General features: G+C 59.4%; 20 protein-coding genes. 13 read left to right on the top strand and 7 right to left on the bottom strand.

The genetic code is table 11. The features are described from left to right. Window positions 1–16 precede the first annotated feature (16 nt). Both BN3796_RS15185 and BN3796_RS15180 read right to left on the bottom strand, forming a co-directional pair. A complete protein-coding gene (locus BN3796_RS15185) occupies window positions 17–2,401 on the bottom strand; it encodes a membrane-bound PQQ-dependent dehydrogenase, glucose/quinate/shikimate family (protein WP_061709190.1) in 2,385 nt (794 codons plus the stop codon). Between the two features lie 271 nt (window positions 2,402–2,672). After that, a complete protein-coding gene (locus BN3796_RS15180) occupies window positions 2,673–3,596 on the bottom strand; it encodes a LysR substrate-binding domain-containing protein (protein WP_061709189.1) in 924 nt (307 codons plus the stop codon). A gap of 238 nt (window positions 3,597–3,834) precedes the next feature. On the opposite strand from BN3796_RS15180, the gene hglS reads away from it, so the two are divergent. Together hglS and BN3796_RS15170 are read left to right on the top strand one after the other, a co-directional pair. Continuing rightward, complete coding sequence (gene hglS / locus BN3796_RS15175; protein ID WP_061709188.1) at window positions 3,835–5,178, top strand: 2-oxoadipate dioxygenase/decarboxylase HglS; 1,344 nt, start codon at window positions 3,835–3,837, stop codon at window positions 5,176–5,178. A gap of 43 nt (window positions 5,179–5,221) precedes the next feature. Next, on the top strand, window positions 5,222–6,730 hold the full coding sequence (locus BN3796_RS15170; protein WP_061709187.1) for a carboxylesterase/lipase family protein: 1,509 nt from the start codon (window positions 5,222–5,224) through the stop codon (window positions 6,728–6,730). Here BN3796_RS15170 and BN3796_RS15165 read toward each other — a convergent pair. Beyond that, a complete protein-coding gene (locus BN3796_RS15165; RefSeq protein ID WP_061709186.1) occupies window positions 6,717–7,559 on the bottom strand; it encodes a LysR substrate-binding domain-containing protein in 843 nt (280 codons plus the stop codon). The genes BN3796_RS15170 and BN3796_RS15165 overlap by 14 nt on opposite strands. Before the next feature lie 113 nt (window positions 7,560–7,672). On the opposite strand from BN3796_RS15165, the gene BN3796_RS15160 reads away from it, so the two are divergent. The 4 genes from BN3796_RS15160 to rimL all read left to right on the top strand — a co-directional run bounded on the left by BN3796_RS15160 (window position 7,673) and on the right by rimL (window position 12,091). Next, window positions 7,673–8,842, top strand: a complete 1,170-nt coding sequence (locus BN3796_RS15160; protein WP_061709185.1) for a methionine aminotransferase — start codon at window positions 7,673–7,675, stop codon at window positions 8,840–8,842. Between the two features lie 10 nt (window positions 8,843–8,852). Next, the gene (locus tag BN3796_RS15155; protein ID WP_061709184.1) at window positions 8,853–9,623 is read left to right on the top strand and encodes an ABC transporter substrate-binding protein; all 771 of its coding nucleotides are present in this window, start codon (window positions 8,853–8,855) and stop codon (window positions 9,621–9,623) included. Window positions 9,624–9,841: 218 nt separating this feature from the next. Then, window positions 9,842–11,497: a glucan biosynthesis protein D gene (locus BN3796_RS15150; RefSeq protein WP_061709183.1), complete on the top strand. Its 1,656-nt coding sequence runs from the start codon at window positions 9,842–9,844 to the stop codon at window positions 11,495–11,497. A gap of 45 nt (window positions 11,498–11,542) precedes the next feature. Next, on the top strand, window positions 11,543–12,091 hold the full coding sequence (rimL, locus tag BN3796_RS15145; protein ID WP_061709182.1) for a 50S ribosomal protein L7/L12-serine acetyltransferase: 549 nt from the start codon (window positions 11,543–11,545) through the stop codon (window positions 12,089–12,091). On the opposite strand, the gene ydcK is transcribed toward rimL, so the two are convergent. Next, a complete protein-coding gene (ydcK, locus tag BN3796_RS15140) occupies window positions 12,086–13,066 on the bottom strand; it encodes a YdcK family protein (protein ID WP_061709181.1) in 981 nt (326 codons plus the stop codon). The two genes, rimL and ydcK, sit on opposite strands and share 6 nt — an antisense overlap. A 121-nt stretch (window positions 13,067–13,187) precedes the next feature. Here ydcK and tehA point away from each other — a divergent pair, with 121 nt between their 5' ends. From tehA to BN3796_RS15125, 3 genes are all read left to right on the top strand, one after another. Beyond that, complete coding sequence (gene tehA / locus BN3796_RS15135) at window positions 13,188–14,192, top strand: dicarboxylate transporter/tellurite-resistance protein TehA (RefSeq protein ID WP_061709180.1); 1,005 nt, start codon at window positions 13,188–13,190, stop codon at window positions 14,190–14,192. After that, entirely contained in the window at window positions 14,189–14,782 is a 594-nt protein-coding gene (tehB, locus tag BN3796_RS15130) for a tellurite resistance methyltransferase TehB (protein ID WP_061709179.1), read from the top strand. The genes tehA and tehB overlap by 4 nt, the downstream gene beginning before the upstream one ends. Before the next feature lie 140 nt (window positions 14,783–14,922). Continuing rightward, window positions 14,923–15,594 (top strand): DUF3313 domain-containing protein, encoded by a 672-nt coding sequence (locus tag BN3796_RS15125; protein WP_061709178.1) that lies wholly within the window; start codon window positions 14,923–14,925, stop codon window positions 15,592–15,594. A 32-nt stretch (window positions 15,595–15,626) separates the two neighbouring features. Here the strand turns inward: BN3796_RS15125 and BN3796_RS15120 are convergent, their stop codons facing one another. Continuing rightward, window positions 15,627–16,523, bottom strand: coding sequence for a DMT family transporter (locus BN3796_RS15120; RefSeq protein ID WP_061709177.1), 897 nt, complete (start codon window positions 16,521–16,523; stop codon window positions 15,627–15,629). Window positions 16,524–16,696: 173 nt separating this feature from the next. Here BN3796_RS15120 and BN3796_RS15115 point away from each other — a divergent pair, with 173 nt between their 5' ends. Continuing rightward, window positions 16,697–17,569 carry a helix-turn-helix domain-containing protein gene (locus BN3796_RS15115; protein WP_061709176.1) on the top strand — a complete coding sequence of 291 codons (873 nt, stop codon included), beginning with the start codon at window positions 16,697–16,699 and terminating at the stop codon, window positions 17,567–17,569. On the opposite strand, the gene BN3796_RS15110 is transcribed toward BN3796_RS15115, so the two are convergent. Continuing rightward, the gene (locus BN3796_RS15110; RefSeq protein ID WP_061709175.1) at window positions 17,549–18,715 is read right to left on the bottom strand and encodes a benzoate/H(+) symporter BenE family transporter; all 1,167 of its coding nucleotides are present in this window, start codon (window positions 18,713–18,715) and stop codon (window positions 17,549–17,551) included. The genes BN3796_RS15115 and BN3796_RS15110 overlap by 21 nt on opposite strands. Window positions 18,716–18,806: 91 nt before the next feature. Between BN3796_RS15110 and BN3796_RS15105 the strand changes: the two genes are divergently transcribed. From BN3796_RS15105 to BN3796_RS15095, 3 genes are all read left to right on the top strand, one after another. Beyond that, window positions 18,807–19,334 (top strand): helix-turn-helix domain-containing protein, encoded by a 528-nt coding sequence (locus tag BN3796_RS15105; RefSeq protein WP_061709174.1) that lies wholly within the window; start codon window positions 18,807–18,809, stop codon window positions 19,332–19,334. A gap of 79 nt (window positions 19,335–19,413) precedes the next feature. Further along, window positions 19,414–21,378 (top strand): peptidase U32 family protein, encoded by a 1,965-nt coding sequence (locus BN3796_RS15100; RefSeq protein ID WP_061709173.1) that lies wholly within the window; start codon window positions 19,414–19,416, stop codon window positions 21,376–21,378. A 300-nt stretch (window positions 21,379–21,678) separates the two neighbouring features. After that, window positions 21,679–22,044, top strand: a complete 366-nt coding sequence (locus BN3796_RS15095; protein WP_061709172.1) for a hypothetical protein — start codon at window positions 21,679–21,681, stop codon at window positions 22,042–22,044. Window positions 22,045–22,259: 215 nt separating this feature from the next. On the opposite strand, the gene ftrA is transcribed toward BN3796_RS15095, so the two are convergent. Further along, window positions 22,260–23,261, bottom strand: coding sequence for a transcriptional regulator FtrA (ftrA, locus tag BN3796_RS15090; RefSeq protein WP_061709171.1), 1,002 nt, complete (start codon window positions 23,259–23,261; stop codon window positions 22,260–22,262). Window positions 23,262–23,305 lie beyond the last annotated feature (44 nt).

Raw genomic sequence — 23,305 nt, 5'->3', positions numbered from 1 at the left:
ATGGTCCCTTTTATATTTACGGCTTATCCGGCAGCGCATAGGCGATAATATAATCGCCGCGATCCGGTGACTGACGGGCCCCGCCCGCATTGATGACGATGTACTGTTTGCCGGTTTCAGGCGAAACGTAGGTCATCGGCCCCGACTGGCTGCCCACCGGCAGACGCGCTTTCCAGATCTCTTTCCCGGTGGCGGTATCAAACGCCCGCAGATAGAAATCCTGGGTGCCGGCAAAGAAGAGCAGCCCCGACTGGGTAGCGAGAGAAGCGCCCAGCGTCGGCATGCCGATCGGAATCGGCATATGCATGCGGATCCCCAGCGGACCGGTATCTTCCACGGTGCCCACCGGCACCTGCCAGACCAGCTTCCCGGTTTTCAGGTCGACGGCGGACATGGTGCCAAACGGCGGCTTCTGGCAGGGAATGCCGAGCGGGGAGAGGAAACGCTCGCGCATGGCGCCGAACGGCGTTCCCTCCATCGGGACGATCCCCATCTCAATACCGCTGGCGTTTTTAGCCACTTTCTCACGCGGCACCATATAGTTCGCCAGCCCCAGACGCATATCGTTAACAAACATCAGGCTGTTGTTGGGATCGACCGAGACGCTGCCCCAGTTCATCCCGCCAAGCGAGCCGGGGAACTGCAGAGAGCGATCGAGACCCGGCGGGGTAAAGACCCCCTGATGACGCATCTCTTTAAACTGGATACGGCAGAGCAGCAGGTCCACAGCCGTGGCGCCCCACATATCCGATTCGGTGAGCGTTTCGTTGCCGATCATCGGCATACCCACGGAGTATGGCTGGGTGGGTGAGTAGCGCTCCCCCTCCACATGGCCCGCCGGGACAGGTCGCTCTTCCACCTTCGCCACCGGTTCGCCGGTTTCGCGGTTGAGCATAAAGATCATCCCCTGTTTGCTGGTCTGCACCAGCACCGGGGTGGTCCCGCCTTTGCCATCCGGCAGGTCGTAGAGCAGCGGCTGGGAAGGCAGGTCAAAATCCCATAGGTCGTGATGAGTGGTCTGGAAATGCCAGCGCACCTGACCCGTCGAGGCGTCCACCGCCACAATGGAGGAGCTGTATTTATCATCCAGCGCGGTACGCTGGCCTGCCCAGAAGTCGGGGGTGGCGTTGCCGGTAGGAAGATAGATAAGGTTGAGCTTCGCGTCGTAAGACATGGCTGACCAGACGTTCGGCGTGCCGCGCGTATAGCTCTGGCCCTCCGGCGGCTCACCGGTCAGTTGGGGATTGCCCGGATCCCAGGCCCAGGCCAGCTTGCCGGTATGAACGTCGTAAGCGCGCACCACGCCCGGCGGCTCGTCGGTGGAGAAGTTATCCGCCACCCGTCCGCCAACTACCACCACATTACCCGCCACCAGCGGCGTGGAAGTCTGCTGGTAATAACCCGGTTTCACCTCGCCCATGCCAACGCTAAGGTCGACGACACCGTGATTGCCGAAATCGTCGCAGAGTTTGCCGTTGTCGGCGTTGATAGCCAGCAGACGGGCGTCGGTGGTCGGCAGAAAGAGGCGGCGCGCGCAGGCAGCGGGGGGCTGAGCGGCAGGTGACGTTGTCACGTTATGGCTCTCTTCAAAATAGCCCAGCCCGCGGCAACGCTGCCAGTTTGGCGCGGTCGCTTTCGAATCGTAACGCCACTTCTCCTTGCCGGAGTCGACATCCAGCGCCAGCACCTTGCTGTAGGGGGTACAGACATAGAGCGTATCGCCGATCTGCAGCGGGGTATTCTGATCCTCCGCGCCGGAGCCGTTACTCTCGGGGATATCCCCCGTCCGGGCGATCCAGGCCACCTTCAGCTCGCTGACGTTCCGCTTGTTGATCTGATCGAGCGCGGCAAAACGGTCGCCGTGGGTGGTATTCCCCCAGTGCATCCAGTTCTTCTGCGCCTCGCCCGGGGCGACCGGTTTCACCGGCACCGGCTCGCTGGCGGCCACCAGCGTCTGCGGCTTAAACATCCAGCCGAGGCTGACCAGCATCGCCACCGCAAGCAGCGCCGCCACGCCAAAGGCCGGTTTTTTGTTTACCGGCCCCTGCGTATTGGCCGCGCGCAGGAAGGGCCAGACGATTGCCGCGAGGAAGGCCAGCACCGCCAGGGTGAAAAGGCGGGAGAAGAGCGGCCAGAAATCCCAGCCCGCATCGTTCACCGCCCAGACGAGCGAGGCGATAAACGCCAGCGCGTAGAGTACGATCCCGCTGGCGCGGTTGAGAAAGATGAGCATGGCGGAAATCACCATGACTACACCCACGATCAGAAAGTAAGAACTCCCCCCGACGGTAACGAGCTTAAAGCCCAGCCCGCCCACAGCCAGACCGACGATCGTCATTAGTCCGGCAAGAAGCCACTGCAGGAATCGTGCAATCCTGCGTGGCGCGCTACCAAATGCCATTTCTCTCTCCTTAAACGCCCTCGCACGCCCGGCAGGATATGCAGGCCATGTACCATATGGATAACATTGTGCGAGGGAAAAGCTCAAACAGTCGGCAAAAGCCGCGGTTTATCGATTAAAATCCAGCCATAAAGATTTGTAATGAACCAAATGGTGAATTTGCGGATATGATAAATCTGTTAAATTGTTTTGCGCAAATGTTAATGGATGCTTTCGCACTATTTGAATGAGCAGGAACAGACGCCCGTCATGACGACGGGCGGGTAAGAGGTTAAAGGGGCATGGCTTTGCGAATGGCGCTGAGCAGCGCCTGCGCGCCGGGAGAGAGCGGGCTGTCCACGCGGGTCAGGATGCCAATTGGCTCACCTGCGCCCGGAGAGGCGACGGGGAGCGCGATCAGGCAACCCCGGCGGAGATCCTCTTTTACCGCCCCGGACGGGACGAACCAGACGTAGTCATAATCCACCGTCAGCTGGCGGGAAAGCGAGGCGGAGAGTGTTTCAATGCAGCCCGTCGGCAGCTGGCAGCCCTGCATCTGCAGTAACACTTCGGCGTTATGCCGCGGCACCGTCCCCTTCGGAGAGACCACCACCGGCCACTCCATCACCCGGCTCAGGGTGACCGTATCCTGCAGCAGCGGATGATCCGGACGGACCACCAGCTTCAGCGACTCCAGAAAAAGCAGTTCGTAGTTGAGGCCAGCCATCAGCTCCGGGTCGGACATGCGGCCGATGCCGATATCCAGCTCGCCAGTTTTCAGCCCGGCCAGCAGCATAGTGTTATTCATGGTCGCCACCTGCAGGGTGGCGCTTTTTTGTTGCCGGTGAAATTGCCCGATGGCGGCAGGGAGAATGCCCAGCGCGGCGGTGGGTAACGCGCCGACGCGCACCACATCCGCCTCGCGATCCTCTTTTCGGTTCAGCGCCTGTCCGGCGGTATTGAGCGCGTCGAGCACCTTTATCGCATGGGTCAGAAACTGCTCCCCGACGAGGGTGAGCTGCGCGCCCAGACGCCCGCGATCGAAAAGACGCGCGCCGGTCAGCTGTTCCAGTTCGTTCAGGGTCTTGGAGAGGGCGGGCTGGCTAAGGTTAAGTGTTTCAGCCGCGCGCCCCAGTGTTCCCTGTTGAGCGACGGCCACGAAAGTATGCAAATGACGCAAACGTATGCGCTGACTGAATAAACCATTTTTTTCCATAGGCGATGTTTAAAACAGAGCGATGCGGCTGACAAGAAAAGATGTTTAATAATGATAACTTGATAGCAAAATATATTTAACATTTGATCTATTTGAGTTACAAGCGGTTTCGCGCGTCATGAGCAGGTGAAGGGTGCCTCGCCCGTGAACCTGTGCGGATCACAAATTCTAAATTCTTCCCCACGCCCTTCACCGCCTTCTCTACACTCCTCGTAATATTCACTGGAGGCATGACATCATGGCGAACACCATCACGGCTGATGATATTCGGGAACATTTTTCGCAGGCTATGTCGGCGATGTACCAGCAGGAAGTACCGCAGTACGGCACGCTACTGGAGCTAGTGGCGGATGTGAATCTGGCGGTACTGGAAAACAATCCGCTGTTACATGAACAGCTGGTCAATGCGGACGAACTGGCGCGTCTCAACGTGGAGCGTCACGGCGCCATTCGCGTGGGTACTGAGCAGGAACTCTCCACGCTGCGGCGCATGTTCGCGATTATGGGGATGTATCCGGTCAGCTATTACGATCTCTCCCAGGCGGGCGTCCCGGTTCACTCTACCGCCTTTCGCCCCATTGACGATGCGGCGCTCTGCCGCAACCCGTTTCGCGTCTTTACCTCGCTGCTGCGCCTGGAGCTGATCGAAAGCGAGGCCCTGCGCGAAAAGGCGAGGCAAATCCTTGCCCGCCGGACCATATTTACCCCTCGCTGCCTTGAACTTATCGACCTCTATGAGCGCGAAGGAGAGTTTACCGACGCGCAGGCGCGCGAGTTTGTTCAGGAAGCGCTGGAGACGTTTCGCTGGCATCGCCATGCCACGGTCGATCGTGAAACCTATCAGGCGCTGCATCGCGAGCACCGTCTGATCGCCGACGTGGTCTGTTTTCCGGGCTGCCATATCAACCACCTGACGCCACGCACGCTTGATATCGACCAGGTGCAGGCGCTAATGCCGAAATATGGTATTGAACCCAAAATTGTCATTGAAGGGCCGCCGCGCCGGGAGGTGCCGATCCTGTTGCGCCAGACCAGCTTTAAGGCGCTGGAGGAGCCGGTACGCTTTGCAGGTGAGGAGCAGGGTACCCACACGGCGCGTTTCGGCGAAATTGAACAGCGCGGGGTGGCGCTGACGCCGAAAGGCCGCGAACTCTATGACCATCTGTTAGCCGGGGCGGGCACCGGCAAGGATAACCTTACCCATCAGCTCCATCTGCAGGAGGTGTTTAAGGCCTTTCCTGACAGCGAAATGTTCTTACGCCGACAGGGGCTGGCCTGGTTTCGCTACCGGCTCACTCCCGCAGGCGAAGCGCACCGTCACGCGTTTCGCCCCGGTGACGATCCGCAGCCGCTGATTGAACGGGGCTGGGTGGTGGCGCAGCCCATCATCTATGAAGATTTTCTGCCGGTGAGCGCCGCGGGGATCTTTCAGTCCAACCTTGGTAATGAAACTCAGGGGCGCAGCCACGGCAACGCCAGCCGGGAAGCGTTTGAATCAGCGCTCGGCTGTCCGGTTTATGATGAATTTACCCTCTACGAAGAGGCGGAGAACCGAAGTAAACGACGTTGCGGTTTACTCTGAACGCGCTACTCTGCTGGGGTGTGAAGGAAAAAAGCGAGCTGCTATGGAAAACCCCCGTCTCCCGTTTGTCACGACGCGCCACGGCGCGTTAATGGGCTCTACCGAAGAGGATATTCACGTCTGGTACGGCATTCCCTACGCCGCCCCGCCCACCGGCGCCCTGCGCTGGCGTTCACCTCAGCCGCCGCAGCCCTGGGAAGGGGTGCGCCAGGCGCAGGTCCGCTCCGCCTCCAGCTGGCAAAGCGGCGAATATTGCCGGATGCTGGGGGGCGGCGATCCCGGCGAGTTTTCTGAAGATTGTCTCTATCTGAACGTCTGGTCGCCGGTTAACCGCTCCGGCTCGCTGCCTGTGATGGTCTGGCTGCACGGCGGCGGCTTTACCATCGGCGCGGGCGCGCTGCCGCCCTACAACGGTAAAGCGCTGGCGCGGCGTGAGATGGTTGTGGTCACCCTTAACTACCGGCTGGGGCATCTGGGCTTTTTCGCCCACCCGGCGCTGGAAGGGGAAGAGGAGCGCCCGGTCAATAACTTCGCGCTGCGCGATCAGATCGCGGCGCTGGAGTGGGTGCGGGACAACATCGCCGCCTTCGGCGGGAATGCGGATAACGTCACACTGGCTGGCGAGTCCGCCGGGGCGCGCAGCGTCCTGTCGTTAATGGCCTCTCCGCTGGCGAAAGGGCTGTTTCATAAGGCGATCGTGCAGAGCGGCTATACCCTGCCCGATACCCCCCGCGAGCGGGCGCTCAGGCAGGGGGAGGCGCTGGCACGCCATTTTGGTCTGGAGCAGGCGACAGCGGCGCAGCTGCGGGCGATCCCCGCCGACGCATTCTGGCCGCTGACCGCGCCGCTGAACGTGGCGCCCACGCCGATTGCCGGTGACTGCGTGCTGCCGGAACCGATGCTGGAGACCTTTTTGGCCGCCCGCCACCATCCTGTTCCGGTGATGATTGGCTCCAACAGCGATGAGGCGAGCGTGATGGCGGTATTTGGTATCGATCTCGCCGGGCAGATCCGCAAGCTGCGTCGGGAGCGGCGCTTTGGCCTGGGGCTTATCCGGCTGCTCTACCCGAGGGTGAAAGGGGACGAGGAGCTGGGGCGTCAGGTCTGCCGGGATATGGCCTTCACCACGATGGGTTTTGTGGTAATGCAGGCCCAGCAGCGGGTGGGGCAACCCTGCTGGCGCTACTGGTTTGACTATGTGGCGGAAGCGGAGCATGAGACTTACCGCCACGGCGCCTGGCACGGTAACGAGGTGCCTTATGTATTTGATACGCTGGGGGAGATTGAGCCGTCGCGCCAGTATGTTAACGAGCGCGACCTGGCCTTCGCCTCGCAGGTGGCGGATTACTGGGCGGAGTTTGCCCGTCACGCCGGCCCTCAGCACGATGCGCTGCACGGACCGACGCGCTGGCCCGCCTGTCGGCGCGGGCGGGACGTACTGCTCCGTATCGGCCTGAATAAACATGCGGGATTCCGCCTTGAAAACCGCTTCATGCGCGCCCGGATGAGTCTCTTCCGGCGGGTAATGAAGCAGCACGTTACCCTGGATTAAGCAGGCAGTCGCGAAACGCCGCCAGCGCGCTCTTTTTCTCTGCGGACTCCCGCAACATCAGCCGGTAGCTGGCGCCGGTGTGGACGCTGCTGGCGTAAGGGCGCGCCAGCCGTCCGCTGCGGATATCCTCTTCCACCAGCGTTTCATCGGCAATGGCGATGCCCAGCCCCTGGATCGCGGCGGTAATCGCCAGATCCATGGTATCGAAGTGTTGATTTTTATGCATAGCGAGCGGGGGCAAAGGCTGCCTGGCAAGCCAGAGCGACCAGTCGGTTTTGTCCCGCGTCGGGTGTAAAAAGGTGAGACTCTCCAGCGGCTCCGTTGAACGCGACGGCGCGATCACCGGCGTCAGCGCCTCCTCAAACAGCAGATCGCCTGCGCTCAGCTGGGTGCCAAAGACGATCGCCGCGTCGCAGGATTCGGTTTTGAAATTCACCCCGTGATCGGTGGTGGTGGTCAGCGCGACTTGCAGTTCGGGCAGGGTTTGCTCTAGCTGTAGCAGGCGGGGGATCAGCCAGCGCATGGCGCAGGTGGGCGCTTTCAGGCGCACTACCGTTTGCTGGGCGCGGGCCTGTTCTGCCACCGTCATCACCTGCTCCCAGGCCGCCTGCAGCTCCGGCAGCAGGGCGCTGCCCTGCGGAGAGAGGCGTAGCCCGCGCGCGTGGCGCTCAAAAAGCGCAAAGCCGAACCAGCTCTCCAGCGCGGCAATTTTGCGGCTCACCGCCCCCTGCGTCAGGCAGAGCGCCTTCGCGGCGTGGGTCAGGTTGAGATAACGGGCGGTGACCAGAAAAGCGTCGACGGTGTTGTGAGGGAAGCTGCGGCGCGACATGGTTTCTCCAGCTATGCTTTTTTGTCATGGCTATTATGACAACAATTCGGTTGTCGTGGCTTGCGGGATATTGCATGAATAGTTATGCAATGACAACGCCAGAAGGAACGATGATGACCCTGCGTACACCGGTGCAAACCCGCTCCAAACTTCCCGACGTCGGTACCACCATTTTTACCGTCATCGGAGAACTTTCCGCTCGCCATAACGCTATCAATCTTTCTCAGGGCGCGCCCAATTTCGCCTGCGATCCCGGGCTGGTGGCAGGCGTCACCCGCGCGATGACGGCGGGGCATAATCAGTACGCGCCGATGACTGGCCTGCAGGCGCTTAAAACGCGCATCGCCGATAAAATCGCCACCCTCTATGGTACTCGCTACGACGCCGACCGGGAGGTGCTGGTCACCGCCAGCGCCAGCGAAGGGCTCTACGCGGCCATCAGCGGGCTGGTTCATCCGGGGGATGAGGTGATCTATTTTGAGCCTTCTTTTGACAGCTATGCCCCGGTGGTCCGCCTGCAGGGGGCGAAACCGGTCGCCATTAAGCTGAATGCGCCCGAATTTACCGTTAACTGGGAGGAGGTGCGGGCAGCGGTGAATCCGCGCACCCGGATGATTATCATCAATACGCCCCACAATCCCAGCGGCCAGGTGCTGTCGGCGCACGATCTGGCCGAGCTGGCGGCGATCACCCGCCAGACCGATATCCTTATCCTCTCGGATGAAGTCTACGAGCATGTGGTCTTTGACGGCGCGGCGCATCACGGTATGGCCACCCATCCACAGCTGGCGGAACGCAGCGTCATCGTCTCCTCCTTTGGCAAAACCTATCACGTCACCGGCTGGCGCGTGGGTTACTGCGTCGCCCCGGCGGAGCTGATGGAGGAGATCTGCAAGGTGCATCAATTTTTGATGTTCTCTGCCGATACGCCGATGCAGTACGCGTTTGCCGAACAGATGGCCGATCCGCAGAGCTGGCTGTCGCTCGCCGCGTTTTACCAGCGCAAGCGCGACCTGCTGCAGAGCCTGCTTGTTGACTCCCCGTTCCGGCTGCTCCCCTCGGCGGGGTCGTTCTTCCTGCTGGCGGACTACAGCCACTTCAGCGAGGAGAGCGACAGCGCGCTGGTGCAGCGGCTGATCGTCGAGTATGGAGTGGCCACCATTCCGCTGTCGGCCTTTTATACCGACGGAACTGACAATAAACTGATTCGTCTCTCTTTTGCCAAAGATGAGGCGACATTACGGGCAGGCGCGCACGCCCTGTGCCAGGTAAAACCCCGCTAAGGAGCCTCCGATGAAAATTAACGCGTTAATCGGCATGGGACTGCTGTGTTCTTTCTCCACTTTTGCCGCCACCGAGCTGCGCTACGGCGTGGAAGCGGAATATCCCCCGTTTGAAAGCCGCAACGCCGCAGGCGAGCTGGAAGGATTTGATATCGATCTCGGCAAGGCGATCTGCCAGGCCGCGGCCCTGAAGTGCAGCTGGGTGGAAACCTCGTTTGATGCCCTGATCCCGGGGCTGATGGCGAAGAAGTTCGACGCCATCAATTCAGCGATGAATATCACCGACCAGCGTCGCCAGAGCATCGATTTTACCCAGCCGATCTACCGTATTCCCTCACAGTTGGTGGGGAAGGCGGGCAGCGGCATGGAAGCGACCCCTGAGGGGCTGAAAGGAAAAACCATCGGCGTGCTGCAGGGCTCCATCCAGGAGACCTACGCAAAAGAGCACTGGGAGAAGCAGGGCGTTACCGTCGTCTCTTATAAAGATCAGAACATGGCGTGGGGCGATCTGCTCAACGGGCGTATCGACGCCTCGCTGGTGATGTCCGCCGCCGGGCAGGCGGGCTTTCTCAGCAAGCCACAGGGTAAGGGGTTTGCTTTTATCGGCAAGCCGGTCTCTGACGACACCATTCTGGGCAGCGGCATCGGCTTTGGCTTGCGTAAGGGGGATGAGGCTACCCGTAAACAGCTTGACGCGGCGATTGAGAAAGTGCGCGCCGACGGCACCATCGATAAACTCGCTGCAAAATATTTCCCGGGCATCGACGTCCGCGTGAAATAAATCACCCCGGGCAGGCGCCTCTGCCCGGATTTTTATACATAACTTTACCCCGCTTTCAGGCCAGTCCGGTCGACAGAAAATATTTCTCGCTTTGCTCAGATTATCTCCGGTCAACAATTGGATTTTTAACCGTTTTTGTTTAGGCTGTGCGTTCTTTCGTGCCGCTCCTCTCGCTGGCCGCGAAACTCATTCACACGACCATAAGGACGGTTTTTGGCATGAACCGCAGACGTTTTTTACAGGGCTCACTGGCTGTCGCTGCGCTGGGCGGCACCGCCGGATTTTCGACGCTCTTTTCCCGCGCGGCCTTTGCCGCCGAATCGGATATCGCCGACGGTCAGAGCCGTCGTTTTGACTTCTCCGTGCTGCAGTCCATGGCGCATGACCTGGCGCAGCAGCCCTGGGGCGGCGCGCCGCGTCCGTTGCCCGATACGCTGGCGACCATGACGCCGCAGGCCTATAACGCCATCCGTTACGACGCCAGCCAGTCTTTATGGAATAATGTCGAAGGGCGGCAGCTTGACGTGCAGTTCTTCCATATGGGGATGGGCTTTCGCCGTCGCGTGCGAATGTTCTCTCTCGATCCGGCCACCGAGCAGGCGCGGGAAATCCATTTCCGTCCGGAGCTTTTCAGCTACGAAGGGACGGGGGTCGATACCCGTCAGCTGGAGGGGTTGAGCGATTTAGGCTTTGCCGGTTTCCGCGCCTTTAAGGCGCCAGAACTGGCGCGCCGGGATGTGGTCTCCTTCCTCGGGGCGAGCTACTTCCGCGCGGTGGATGATACTTACCAGTATGGCCTTTCCGCCCGTGGTCTGGCGGTCGATACCTTTACCGATACGCCGGAAGAGTTTCCTGACTTTTCCGCCTTCTGGTTTGAGACGGTGAAGCCTGGCGACACCACCTTTACCGTCTATACCCTGCTCGACAGCCCGAGCATCACCGGCGCCTATAAATTCATCATCCACTGTGAAAAAAATCAGGTGGTGATGGAAGTGGATAACCACCTCTACGCGCGCAGGGATATCAAACAGCTCGGCATCGCGCCGATGACCAGCATGTTCAGCTGCGGCAATAACGAACGCCGGATGTGCGACACCATTCACCCGCAGATCCACGACTCCGACCGTCTGGCCATGTGGCGTGGTAACGGGGAGTGGATCTGCCGTCCGCTCAATAATCCGCAGAAACTGCAGTTCAACGCCTTTACGGATAAAAACCCGAAAGGTTTTGGTCTGCTGCAGCTCGACCGCGACTTTTCTCACTATCAGGATGTGATGGGCTGGTACAACAAGCGCCCGAGCCTGTGGGTCGAGCCGCGTAACGCCTGGGGGGCGGGCACCGTCTCGCTGATGGAGATTCCCACCACGGGCGAAACGCTCGATAACGTGGTCTGCTTCTGGCAGCCGGAAAAACCGGTGAAGGCGGGGGATTCGCTCTCCTTTAACTATCGGCTTTACTGGAGCGCGAAGCCGCCGGTACGTTCCCCGCTGGCCAATGTTTACGCCACCCGCACCGGTATGGGCGGTTTTCCGGAAGGCTGGGCGCCGGGCGAACACTACCCGACAGTCTGGGCGCGCCGCTTCGCCATTGATTTTGTCGGCGGCGATCTGAAGGCGGCCGCGCCGAAAGGGATCGAGCCGGTCATTACACTCTCCAGCGGCGAAGCGAGACAGGTGGAGATTCTGTACGTGGAGCCGTTCGACGGCTACAGGATCCTGTTTGACTGGTATCCCACCTCTGACGCCACCGACCCGGTGGAGATGCGGCTCTTTCTGCGCTGTCAGGGCGAGGCGATCAGTGAAACATGGCTCTATCAATATTTCCCGCCTGCGCCGGACAAACGTAATTACGTCGACGACAGGATCATGCGTTAATCTGTACCGCTTCTCCCCGCAGGGGGGAAGCTACCGGGAGGGGTTATGGCTACGACCGAATCTGAGATCATCCCCGTCAACGACCGCATCGAACTGCGCGCCGTCGACGACCGTTACACCGCCGACCTGCACGCGCTGGTCGTGAAAAACAGCAGTTGGCTGCAAAGCGCCTTTGACTGGGCGCAGCATATTGGCAGCGAAGAGGATACCCGGCGCAACGTGCAGAGTAACCAGATGCTGCACGCGCGCGGCTACGCCAAAATGTTCCTGATTTTTCAGGACGAGGCGCTGAGGGGCGTACTCTCGTTTAACGCCATCGAGCCCGTCAATAAAACGGGCTATATCGGCTACTGGATCGATAAGGGCTGCCAGGGGCAGGGGCTGCTGTCGCAGTCGCTGCAGGCCTTTATGCGCTACTACGCGGAGCGGGGCGAGGTGCGCCGTTTTGTGATCAAGGCGCGGGTGGCCAATCTGCAAAGCAACCGGGTGGCGCAACGTAACGGCTTTACCCTCGAGGGGTGCCTCAAAGAGGCGGAGTACCTCCACGGGGAGTTTCACGACGTCAACACCTGGGCGAAGATCGTCCGGCTATAGCGCCCCCAGCAGCGGCGTGCGGGTGATACGCGTCTCGCCGTTGACCACCTTCGCCCCCCGAAGGTGGATGCTCTCCTTCTCCAGGGCTTCAATAACCGCGTCGTCGGTAATTTCCACCTGATGCTCGATCAGCACATTGCCGCTGATGCGGGCGCGTCCCTCTATCACCACGCCATCGTCAAGCATGATGGGTCCGCCGGAGAGCCGCGCCTCACCGCCGACCCGCACATGTTGCCTGAGCACACAGTTCCCCTCAATCACCGCGCGGCCTGAGACCTGCGAGCCATAGCGCAGGGTGGGAATAGCATCTTCTTCCATCCCTGCCAGCAGGCGGGCGTCGCCGTATACCCGGGCGCAGTCGCAGACCCAGACGTCGTTAACCTCGTTGCCTTCCAGCAGGGCGTTATCGAAAATTTCGGCCCGGTGTTCGATAAAGGCGTGGCTGACCATGGCGTTACCGTAAATCTGCGCCTGATGCACCACCCGGGAGTGCATTACGGTGGCGTTGTCATAGATTTGCAGCAGCGTTTTCGCGTCAGGAGTCATGCCCTGCGCGGCAATCACCGTACTGTTGTGCAGGATGCGGGCATTGCCAAAAATGCGGCACTCGCCGCGCACCATCGAATGCTGAACAGTGACGTTGTCACTTATCTGTGCATGGTGACTCACCTGCGCGGCGTCGAGCCACGCGTTGCCGCTTATGGAGGCGTCGTGGCTTACCACACAGGGCTGCGTCAGGCGGGCATTATCCCGGACGATCGCGCCGGCAAAAACCACGCTGTTTTCGTCGTAGATCCAGCATAACCCCTCCTGGGAGAGTGCCGTTTCATCCTCCACCCAGCCGCCCCGGGCGCCGGACGGGACATCGCTAAAATCGCGCAGGGCGATAAGCTGGCGCAGGGTCACCCCAAACTTTTCCCCGTTATACTCTCCATGCCAGAGGCGCGTTTCGTCGCTAAGCCGGTATTTTTTCATCGTTCTTTTTCCGCTGTGGGTTTAACTAAACGTAGCAAACTTTACGCCTTTCGAAGTACTGGCAACCGCTGCGGAAACCCCTTAAACTAGTATTTAAAATATATTTTATAATTTCAAATTTATGCGTAAGAATTACACTGAACGGCAGGTACTTAATCTGCCATCCGGCTATTTTGGCATGGTGCTGGGGATGATCGGCATGGGGTTCGCCTGGCGCTACGCCGCGACAATCTGGCCTGTCTCCCGCTGGCCTGGCGACGGGCTTGTCGCCCTCGCGGTGGGCGTCTGGCTGCTGCTCACTCTGGCCTTTCTTACACGCGCCGTCCGCTTCCCGCGTAGCGTGCTGGCGGAGATGCGCCATCCGGTGATGAGCAGCTTTGTCAGTCTCTTTCCAGCCACCACGCTGCTGGTTTCGATAGCCGTTGTTCCCTGGTATCGTCCGCTTTCGCTGCTCTTATTCGCTGTGGGAGTAGCGATGCAGCTCGCCTATGCCGCCTGGCAGAGTGGCGGGCTGTGGCGCGGCGCTCATCCGCCGGAGGCGACCACGCCGGGTCTTTACCTTCCGACGGTGGCGAACAATTTCATCAGCGCCATGGCCTGTGGCGCGCTGGGCTTTCACGATGCAGGGAAGGTTTTCCTGGGGGCGGGGGTTTTTTCCTGGCTGAGCCTGGAGCCGACGATCCTGCACCGGCTGCGCAGCGCAGGGGAACTGCCCGTCGCGCTTCGCACTTCGCTGGGCATTCAGCTTGCCCCCGCCCTGGTGGCGTGCAGCGCCTGGCTCAGCGTTAACGGTGGCGAGCCGGATACCTTCGCAAAAATGCTCTTTGGCTATGGCCTGTTGCAGCTGCTGTTTATGCTGCGCCTGATGCCGTGGTATCTCTCCCGGCCTTTTAACGCCTCCTTCTGGAGCTTCTCGTTTGGGGTGTCGGCGCTGGCAACCACCGCGCTCCATCTGGGCCACGCCAGCCCGTCAGGGTTCTTCCACGTCCTGGCGATCCCGCTCTTTATTTTTACCAACGCTATTATTGCGCTGTTGCTGGTTCGCACGCTTATTCTGCTGATGCAGGGTAAACTGCTGGTGCGTTCACCGCGCTCAACTCTTCTTCACGATGAGGAAAAAGAATGACCCGTTTCGATGAAAATTACTTTACCGATAAATATGGCCTGACCCGTACCCATTCTGAAGTGCTGTATAGCGCGGGGATTGTTAAGCCTGGCAAAACGCTGGATCTCGGCTGCGGCAATGGCCGCAACAGCCTTTACCTGGCGGCAAACGGCTATGATGTCACCGCCTGGGATAAAAATCCCATGAGCATCGATACGATTGAGCGCATCCGGACCGCAGAAGGGCTGACCGGATTGCACACCGCTGTTCAGGATCTCAACAGCCTCTCTTTTGAGGGCGAATATGATTTTATCCTCTCCACGGTGGTGATGATGTTCCTTCAGCCGGAAACCATCCCCGGGCTGATTGCCAATATGCAGCGCTGCACCCGGGCGGGTGGCTATAATCTGATAGTTGCGGCGATGGATACCGATGATTATCCCTGCACGGTAGGCTTTCCTTTCGCCTTCAAAACGGGAGAGCTGAGCGGATATTACCAGGGCTGGGAGTTGGTGAAATATAACGAAGAGCCAGGGGAGCTGCACCGCACCGACGCTAACGGCAACCGGATCAAGCTGCGTTTTGCCACTATGCTGGCGCGTAAACCCTGACCGTGAGTACGCGTGGTTCATTGCTGAACCGCGCGCGCTTTTTTGCAAAATGTGCGGTTAACATCATTTTTTATCACGACGCCGAACGTTATTTTTTGCTATAACCTCGGCTGCATATCTGAATAACACGGAATTTCATCATGCGTACTCACACTTTATTTAAAGTTGCAGTGCTTTCTGGTCTGTTGGCATTAACGGGATGTGCCTCTAAGGTGGCCGAACCCGATCAATATTCTGGATTTTTAAAAGATTATTCGAACCTTCAACAAACCACCTCCGCAACCGGGAAACCGACGCTGCGTTGGGTCGATCCCTCTTACAATCCGGCGCATTACGACAATATCGTTTATCACGATATTACCTACTATCCGGTGCCTAAGGCTTCTACGAAGATTGGGCAGCGTACGCTTGATGAGCTGCGCAGCTATACCAACGAGAAGATCAAGACCGCCGTTGCCCAGCATAAGCCGCTGGTCAAAACGGCCGGGCCGCGTAGCCTGATTTTCCGCGGAGCGATAACCGGCGTAAGCGCGAAGAAAGAGGGTCTTCAGTTCTATGAAGTGGTGCCTGTCGCGCTTGTCGTGGCCGGAACCGAGATGGCGACCGGCCATCGCACCATGGATACCCATCTCTTCTTTGAAGGGGAGCTGATTGACGCAGCCACCAACAAGCCGGTAGTGAAAGTGGTGCGCATGGGCGAAGGCAAAGATCTGAGCAACGAGTCGACGCCGATGACGCTTGCGACGCTCAAGCAAGTGATTGACGACATGGCGACCGATACCGCCATGTTCGACGTGAAAGGCACTAAATAACCGTTCTGGCCTGCCACCCGGCAGGCCATTTTTCAGGCCGTTTTCAACCTGCTGAACCAGGTTTCCGGCTTAGCAAACATCACCAGATTCCCGGTCAGGATCAGCAGCAGTCCCAGCACGCCGTTCATCTGCCAGACGTACCCCTCATAAACCGTCGAGATGGAGAGCGCCACCAGCGGAAAGAGCAGGGTGCTGTAGGCGGCTTTGCCGGGGCCGATCCGCCCCACCAGCGTAAAGTAGGCGCCAAAAGCGATGACTGAGCCGAAGAGCGCCAGATACAGCAGCGCGCCAAGATAACTTACCGTCCATTCGGGGACAAAGCTGTCGCCGCGCGCCAGAGCGATGGCGCCCATTACCAGCGTGCCGTAGAGCATTGCACAGGCGTTGGTGGTCATTGTCTCCAGACCGCGGCGCTGGTGGCGAAGGCTTATCATATTGCCGAGCGAAAAACCGTAGGTGCCCAGCGCCGACAGGCCAATGCCCAGCAGCAGCTCCGGGCTCCAGCCGCTGTGGAGCAGATCGTCCCAGAATAGGGTAACAATACCGAGCAGGCCCAGCAGCGCGGCGGTCCAGAAACGGGCGGGAGGGCGCTGCCCGAAAAAAAGGAAGCTGTTAATGGCGTTATAGAGCACCGCCATGGAGAAAATAACCGACTCCAGGCCAGTATTAATCCACGCCGCCGCGGTGTAAAAGCACCAGAAATTGAAACAAAAGACGCAGCAGCCCTGCAGCAGGCAGAAGAGGTGATCCCGAAGCGTTATTCTGCGCAATTTTTTGAGCGCCACCAGCATGACAATCATGGTCAGGCTGGCCACGGCGAAGCGCCAGAAGATGGAGACAGGGGCCGCCACGCTCCCTTGCTGAAGAAAAATCGCAATCCAGGTGGTGCCCCAGATCGCTACAACCAGACCATATAACAGTGCGTTCATCTTATCTCTCTCAGGTTACCGCCAGAGAGGAGAGTGTGCATAACCGGCTGGTGGCGCGCCTGCACAGGCTTGCGCACCACTTGCATATTCTTGCGCTTTTTAACGCGGCACCTCTGGTCGCACGCGCGGGCAACCTCTAGACTGGGGATCTGTTGGCCTGTTAATTGATAAAGATGAACCGCGCTTACGATACCTTTGAAACGCTCCGTCTGCAGAATGCCGTCCTCCGGGACACGGTAGCCCTCAGCTCGGGTATTCAGCTGGCGGCCTGGTTTAACCACAACGACAGGGTAACGGTGAAAAGCAACCACCATACCCTGAGTCTCTACGTGGCGGATGGCTACGAGAGCTACCATAAAACCCCCTTCGGCTGGAAGAACGGCGGCGGCCCTGACCGCTTCTGCCTGATGCCCCAGGAGAGCGAATCGAGCTGGGATATTCGTGACGATCTGCATTTCGTTCATCTCTACTGCACCGACGAACACCTGCGCGATATCGGGGAGAAAATCTGGGACAAAAGCCCGCGGGCGATCCAGCTTGCAGAAAAGACCTTCGCCAGTGACGGGAAGATCACCGCCCTCTACCGGCAGTTTCTGCTCGGATGCGACTGGCAGGAGCAGGCTAACCACCTGACGCTCAGCACCGCCAGCACGCTGCTGTTAACCCACCTGATCCAGCACTACGCCAGCGTGCAGTGGACCCTGCCGGCTGTCACCGGCGGGCTCTCTCCGTATGTGCTGCGCAACGTGCTGGAGTATATCGACGCCAACCTCGCCCGGCCCCTGACGCTGGCAGAGCTGGCGGGGCAGGCGGCGCTGAGCGAATATCATTTTGCCCGCATGTTCCGCCAGTCAATGCAGGTGGCGCCGCACCAGTATGTGATGCGCCAGCGGATGGCCCAGGCGAAAGCGCAGGTGGAGGGAAGCAGAACGCCCCTTACCGAGATCGCGCTGGCCTGCGGCTTCAGCTCGGCCAGCCACTTCAGCAACCGCTTTAAAGCCGCCTGGGGCGTTACCCCCTCGCAGCTACGCGCGGCGAAAGCGTGAAAACGCCACCGTACAAATCCCGCCCGCAATAAGTCCCCAGAAGGCGGAGCCGATACCCGCCAGCGTGACGCCGCTGGCGGTCACCAGAAAGGTGATAATGGCCGCGTCCCGCTCAGTCGGCTGGCTAAGCGCCTGCGCCAGGCTGCCCGCGATGGTGCCCAGCAGCGCCAGGCCCGCCAGAATCTCCACCCATCCCGCAGGGAGCGCCGTAAGCAGACCGGCAATCGAACCGCCCGCAACCCCAGCCAGCAGATAGAACAGCCCGGCTGCGGCTGCGGCGAGCCAGCGTTTGTTACGATCGGGATGGGCGTCCGGGCTTTGACAGATAGCGGCAGTGATGGCGGCGATACAGATGGAATAGACGCCGAAAGGCGAAAGCAGTAGCGCCAGCCCGCCGGTGACCACGATAAGCGGCGAAACCGCCACCCGGTAACCCGCCGCCTGCAGAGTGGCAAACCCGGGAGCGTTCTGGGAGGTCATGGTGACCAGAAAGAAGGGCAAACCGATGCTAATAAGGCTGGAGAGATGAAAGACGGGGGCGACGGGCTGCGGCATAGCAAAGGAGAAGTTAAGCGCAGAGGTGACAACGTCACCTTTCAGCCAAGCGACAACCACACCCGCCAGCAGCGTGGCGATAATGGCGTAGCGCGGCGCCAGCGCTTTAGCCACAATCCAGGCCAGCAGCATACTCCCGCACAAGACAAACCGATCTTCAAGATGGCTGAAGGCGGTCAGGCCGAAGCGCAGCAGCACGCCTGCCAGCATCGCCGCCGCCAGCGTCGGGGGAATGATCCGCATCAGCCGCGCGAAGAGGCCGGTGATCCCGCAGAGGAGGATTAGCGCGTTGGCGAAGATAAAAATCCCGATGGTCTCCGCCAGCGTGACGTTATGCAGGCTGGTTGCCAGCAGCGCCGCACCGGGCGTAGACCAGGCGGTAAGTACCGAAGCCTTATACCAGAGCGACAGGGCGAGGGTGCTGATCCCCATTCCCAACCCCAGGGCAGTCATCCACCCGGCGCTTTGCGCCGGGGTAGCGCCTGCTGCAATAGCCGCCTGCCAGACGATGGCCGCTGAGCTGGCGTAACCGACCAGTACGGCGACAAAACCGGCCAGCGCGGCGGGAAAAAGCGTGGTGAAAGGACGCATAGTCTCTCCGTTGTGCGTTATAACGTCCGAGGCACTGTAGCACTGTGCGTTATAACGTACAAGTGATAGACTGGCCTCCACAGGAGGCACTATGGATCTTGCACAACATCTCTCTTTTACCCTCAAATCCCTGCGCCAGTCGCGCGGCTGGAGTCTCTCCAGGCTTGCCGACGAAACGGGGGTTTCGAAAGCGATGCTCGGCCAGATCGAGCGCAACGAATCGAGTCCGACGGTCTCCACCCTCTGGAAAATCGCCACCGGCCTCAATGTCCCTTTTTCCGCCTTTATTACTCCCGCCTCCAGCGCCCAGCCGGTCTTCGATCCGCAGCAGCAGGCGATGGTGGTAAAGCCGCTTTTCCCCTGGGACGAGCAGCTTAGATACGATCACTTTTCAATTACCCTGGCGCCGGGCGCCTGTAGCGAATCGACGCCGCACGAGACGGGCGTGGTGGAGCACGTGGTGGTGATTGCCGGCGAGCTGGAGCTGCGTATCGGGGGAGAGTGGCAGACGCTGCTGCCCGACAGCGGGGTGCGTTTCGCCGGCGATAAACCGCACGCCTACCGCAACAGCGGCGGGGAAACGGTGCACTTTCATTCACTCATTCACTATCCCCGCTGAAACCGCGCAAAACTGTTTCACTGGCGCAGCGTTCTGACTACAATAGCCGCCATTTTGACCATAACGGATAAGACGACGTATGCGCCTGCAATCCCATCATCTTGAACTCTTAAGCCCGGCCCGCGATGCCGGGATCGCCCGCGAGGCGATCCTTCATGGGGCCGACGCCGTCTACATCGGCGGCCCTGGCTTTGGCGCCCGCCATAACGCCAGTAACAGCCTGCGTGATATCGCGGAGCTGGTGCCATTCGCCCACCGCTTCGGGGCAAAAGTGTTCGTTACGCTCAATACTATTCTGCATGATGATGAGCTGGAGCCGGCGCAGCGGCTGATCACCGATCTCTATCAGACCGGCGTTGACGCGCTGATTGTGCAGGATATGGGGGTGCTGGAGATGGATATCCCGCCGATCGAGCTGCACGCCAGTACCCAGTGCGATATCCGCACCGTCGAAAAGGCGAAGTTTCTCTCCGACGTGGGCTTCAGCCAGATCGTGCTGGCGCGCGAACTGAATCTGAACCAGATCCGCGACATCCATCAGGCCACCGACGCCACCATCGAGTTTTTTATCCACGGTGCGCTGTGCGTGGCCTATTCGGGCCAGTGCAATATCTCCCATGCCCAGACCGGACGCAGCGCCAACCGCGGCGACTGCTCTCAGGCCTGCCGTCTGCCCTATACCCTGAAAGACGATCAGGGGCGCGTGGTGGCGTTTGAAAAGCATCTGCTCTCCATGAAAGATAACGATCAGAGCGCCAACCTCGGCGCGCTGATTGACGCGGGCGTTCGCTCCTTCAAGATTGAAGGGCGCTACAAGGATATGAGCTACGTTAAAAATATCACCGCCCACTACCGCCAGATGCTGGATGCCATCATCGAAGAGCGGGGCGATCTGGCGCGCGCCTCCGCCGGGCGCACGGAACATTTCTTTATTCCCTCCACCGACAAGACCTTCCACCGCGGCAGCACCGACTACTTCGTCAATGCCCGTAAAGGGGATATCGGCGCCTTTGATTCGCCGAAATTTATCGGTCTGCCGGTGGGCGAAGTGCTGAAGGTGGCGAAGGATCACCTTGACGTGGAAGTGACCGAGCCGCTGGCCAACGGCGACGGGCTGAATGTGATGATCAAACGCGAGGTTGTCGGTTTTCGCGCCAACACGGTGGAGAAAACGGGTGAAAACCGCTACCGCGTCTGGCCGAACGAGATGCCTGCCGACCTGCATAAAGTGCGTCCGCATCAGGCGCTCAACCGTAACCTCGACCATAACTGGCAGCAGGCGCTGCTGAAAACCTCCAGCGAACGCCGCGTGGCGGTGGATATTGAGCTGGGCGGCTGGGAGGAGCAGCTTATCCTCACCATGACCAGCGAGGAGGGGATCAGCGTTACCCACACTCTGGAGGGGCTGTTTGAGGAGGCCAACAACGCTGAAAAAGCGCTTAACGGCCTGAAAGAGGGGATCGCGAAGCTGGGCCAGACTATCTATTACGCTCGCGACGTGCAGGTTAATCTGCCGGGCGCGCTCTTTGTGCCCAACAGTCTGCTTAACCAGTTCCGTCGTGATACCGCGCAGATGCTGGACGAGGCGCGGCTGGCGCACTATGTCCGTGGCAGTCGCAAGCCGGTATCGGTGCCGCCGCCGGTCTATCCGCAAACGCATCTTTCTTTCCTGGCGAACGTCTATAACCATAAGGCGCGCGCCTTTTATCACCGCTACGGCGTGGAGCTGATCGACGCCGCCTATGAGGTGCACGAAGAGAAGGGCGATGTGCCGGTGATGATTACCAAGCACTGCCTGCGTTTCGCCTTTAACCTCTGCCCGAAACAGGCCAAAGGCAATATCAAGAGCTGGAAAGCGACGCCGATGCAGCTGGTCAACGGCGACGAGGTGCTGACCCTCAAATTCGACTGCCGCCCCTGCGAGATGCATGTGATCGGCAAAATGAAAAATCACATCTTCAAAATGCCGCCACCGGGCAGCATTGTCGCCTCCGTCAGCCCGGAAGATCTGCTGAAAACCCTGCCGAAGCGCAAGGGCGCCTGACAGGTCGGAATTGTGCGATATCTCCCGGAAGGGGTTATCGCGCAGCCTGTTAATATTTTTTATTGACGCTTCCCTGATATCAGGAAAGTAATTGCCCTGAGTTATTACTTCTTTATTTAATTTTCTTAAATAGTTGCCAGACGCTCCCGAAAGGACAAGCTGCTGGCAGGTATTCCCTTATAGGATTTTGCTTAAGGTAACAAGATGTAATTAACTGCCATATTTGGTATGTTGCCATTTCTGGGTATTCCTGAAAAATCCGATATAATCAGATTTTTCTCAATGGACCCGGTCGAGTAAATGAAAAAATCCGTTTTAATTACCATTCTGGGTGTTGCCGTCGTGGCCACGGCCTTTGTCAGCTATGCCTCCCGCAGCGAAAAACCAGAATATCTCCAGGCTGCGGAATCGCGAGTAAGCTCTTATCTCACCAGCGATTACGGCAGGGTGACCTGCGAAAGCAAGCCACTGACACCACAGCGCTGGCAGCTGGACTGCCTCAACACCGATAAAGGGCTCGCGTTCCAGTATGTTGTCCAGCCTGCGGAAAAAGCGCCTTATAACGTCTCCCGACCTTTTTATCTGGAAGCCACAAGCGGTGACGCGATAAAAAGCGCCGAACAGGGGCTGATGCGTTATCTGCAAATCAACACCAAAACGTCCTGATATTCTCGCCCGGCCGCACCTTTTTGCCGGGCGCCATTTCGTCTTATCCCGGTGGAATACTTTACCGATGTTAAACTTTCCGTTTAGCATTCGTTGAGACTTGCAGTGTTAACGTTAGCCCGACCCACTGTCCCGGTAAGGAATACCGGGCATGTAGAGAACAAAACATTAATCTATCCATGCAAGCATTGACCGCCATAATATGGCGGTTTTTTTTATGTTATTTGTCTGCTGAGATGCTGTTTGCGGTACTGGGCGGGAGAGAGGGCAAAGTGCTGGCGAAAATGGTGGCGCAGGGTGGCGGAGCAGGCAAAACCGGTCTGTTCGGCGATGCTGTCGACGCTGAGTCGGCTGTTTTCGAGATAGTCCCGGGCGCGGATCAGCCGTTCGTTCAACAGCCAGCGCGCAGGCGTGGTGCCGGTCGCCTCCTGAAAGCGGCGCAAAAAGGTACGCTGGCCCATGCCAGCTCTCCTCGCCAGCGAGCTGACGCTATGGTTCTGCGCCAGATGCTGGTGCAGGTAGTCAAACAGCTGTCCCAGCCGCTGGCTTTCACGCAGCCGGGCAACCGGACGGCTGAACTGCTGCGTCTGGGAGCCGTCGCGATGGGGCGGGATTACCAGCCGCCGCGCCACGCTGTTGGCCGCCTCTGTGCCATAATCCCGGCGCACCACGTGCAGCGAGAGATCGATCCCGGCAGCGCTGCCCGCCGAGGTTAAAATGTCCCCTTCATCCTGATAGAGCACATCCTCCACCACGGTAATCGCCGGGAAGGCGTCGCGTAAGCGCGCGGTGTAGCGCCAGTGGGTGGTCGCCCGGCGTCCGTCGAGAAGCCCGGCGGCGGCAAGCACAAAGACGCCGGAACAGATAGAGAGCAGACGGCAGCCTCGCTGGTGGGCCTGACGCAGCGCGGCGCAGAGCGCCTGCGGTACCGGCTCCTCCACGCCGCGCCAGCCAGGGATAATCACCATGCTGGCCTCTTCCAGCAACGCCAGATCGCCATCGGCCACCATCCGGATACCTCCCGTCGCCCGCAGTTCTCCCTCTTCGATGCTGGCGACGGCAAAGCGATACCAGTCGTCGCCCATCTCCGGGCGCGGCAGACCAAACACCTCCACCGCTACGCCAAATTCAAAGGTGCAGAGCCCGTTATAGGCCAGGACGACCACCAGCGGGGAGGGTTGTCCTGAGTTTGTCATTTTTTTGCGCTTTTCTGGCATGGCTACAGGCATTTATCGGCTGAATAACTCGTTACAGTAGTGTT

Source organism: Pseudenterobacter timonensis (assembly GCF_900021175.1).
In the GTDB taxonomy this organism is placed as follows: Bacteria; Pseudomonadota; Gammaproteobacteria; order Enterobacterales; family Enterobacteriaceae; genus Enterobacter; species Enterobacter timonensis.
Note: the sequence above shows the minus strand (reverse complement) of the source record. Positions and strands in the feature narration are given on the sequence as shown.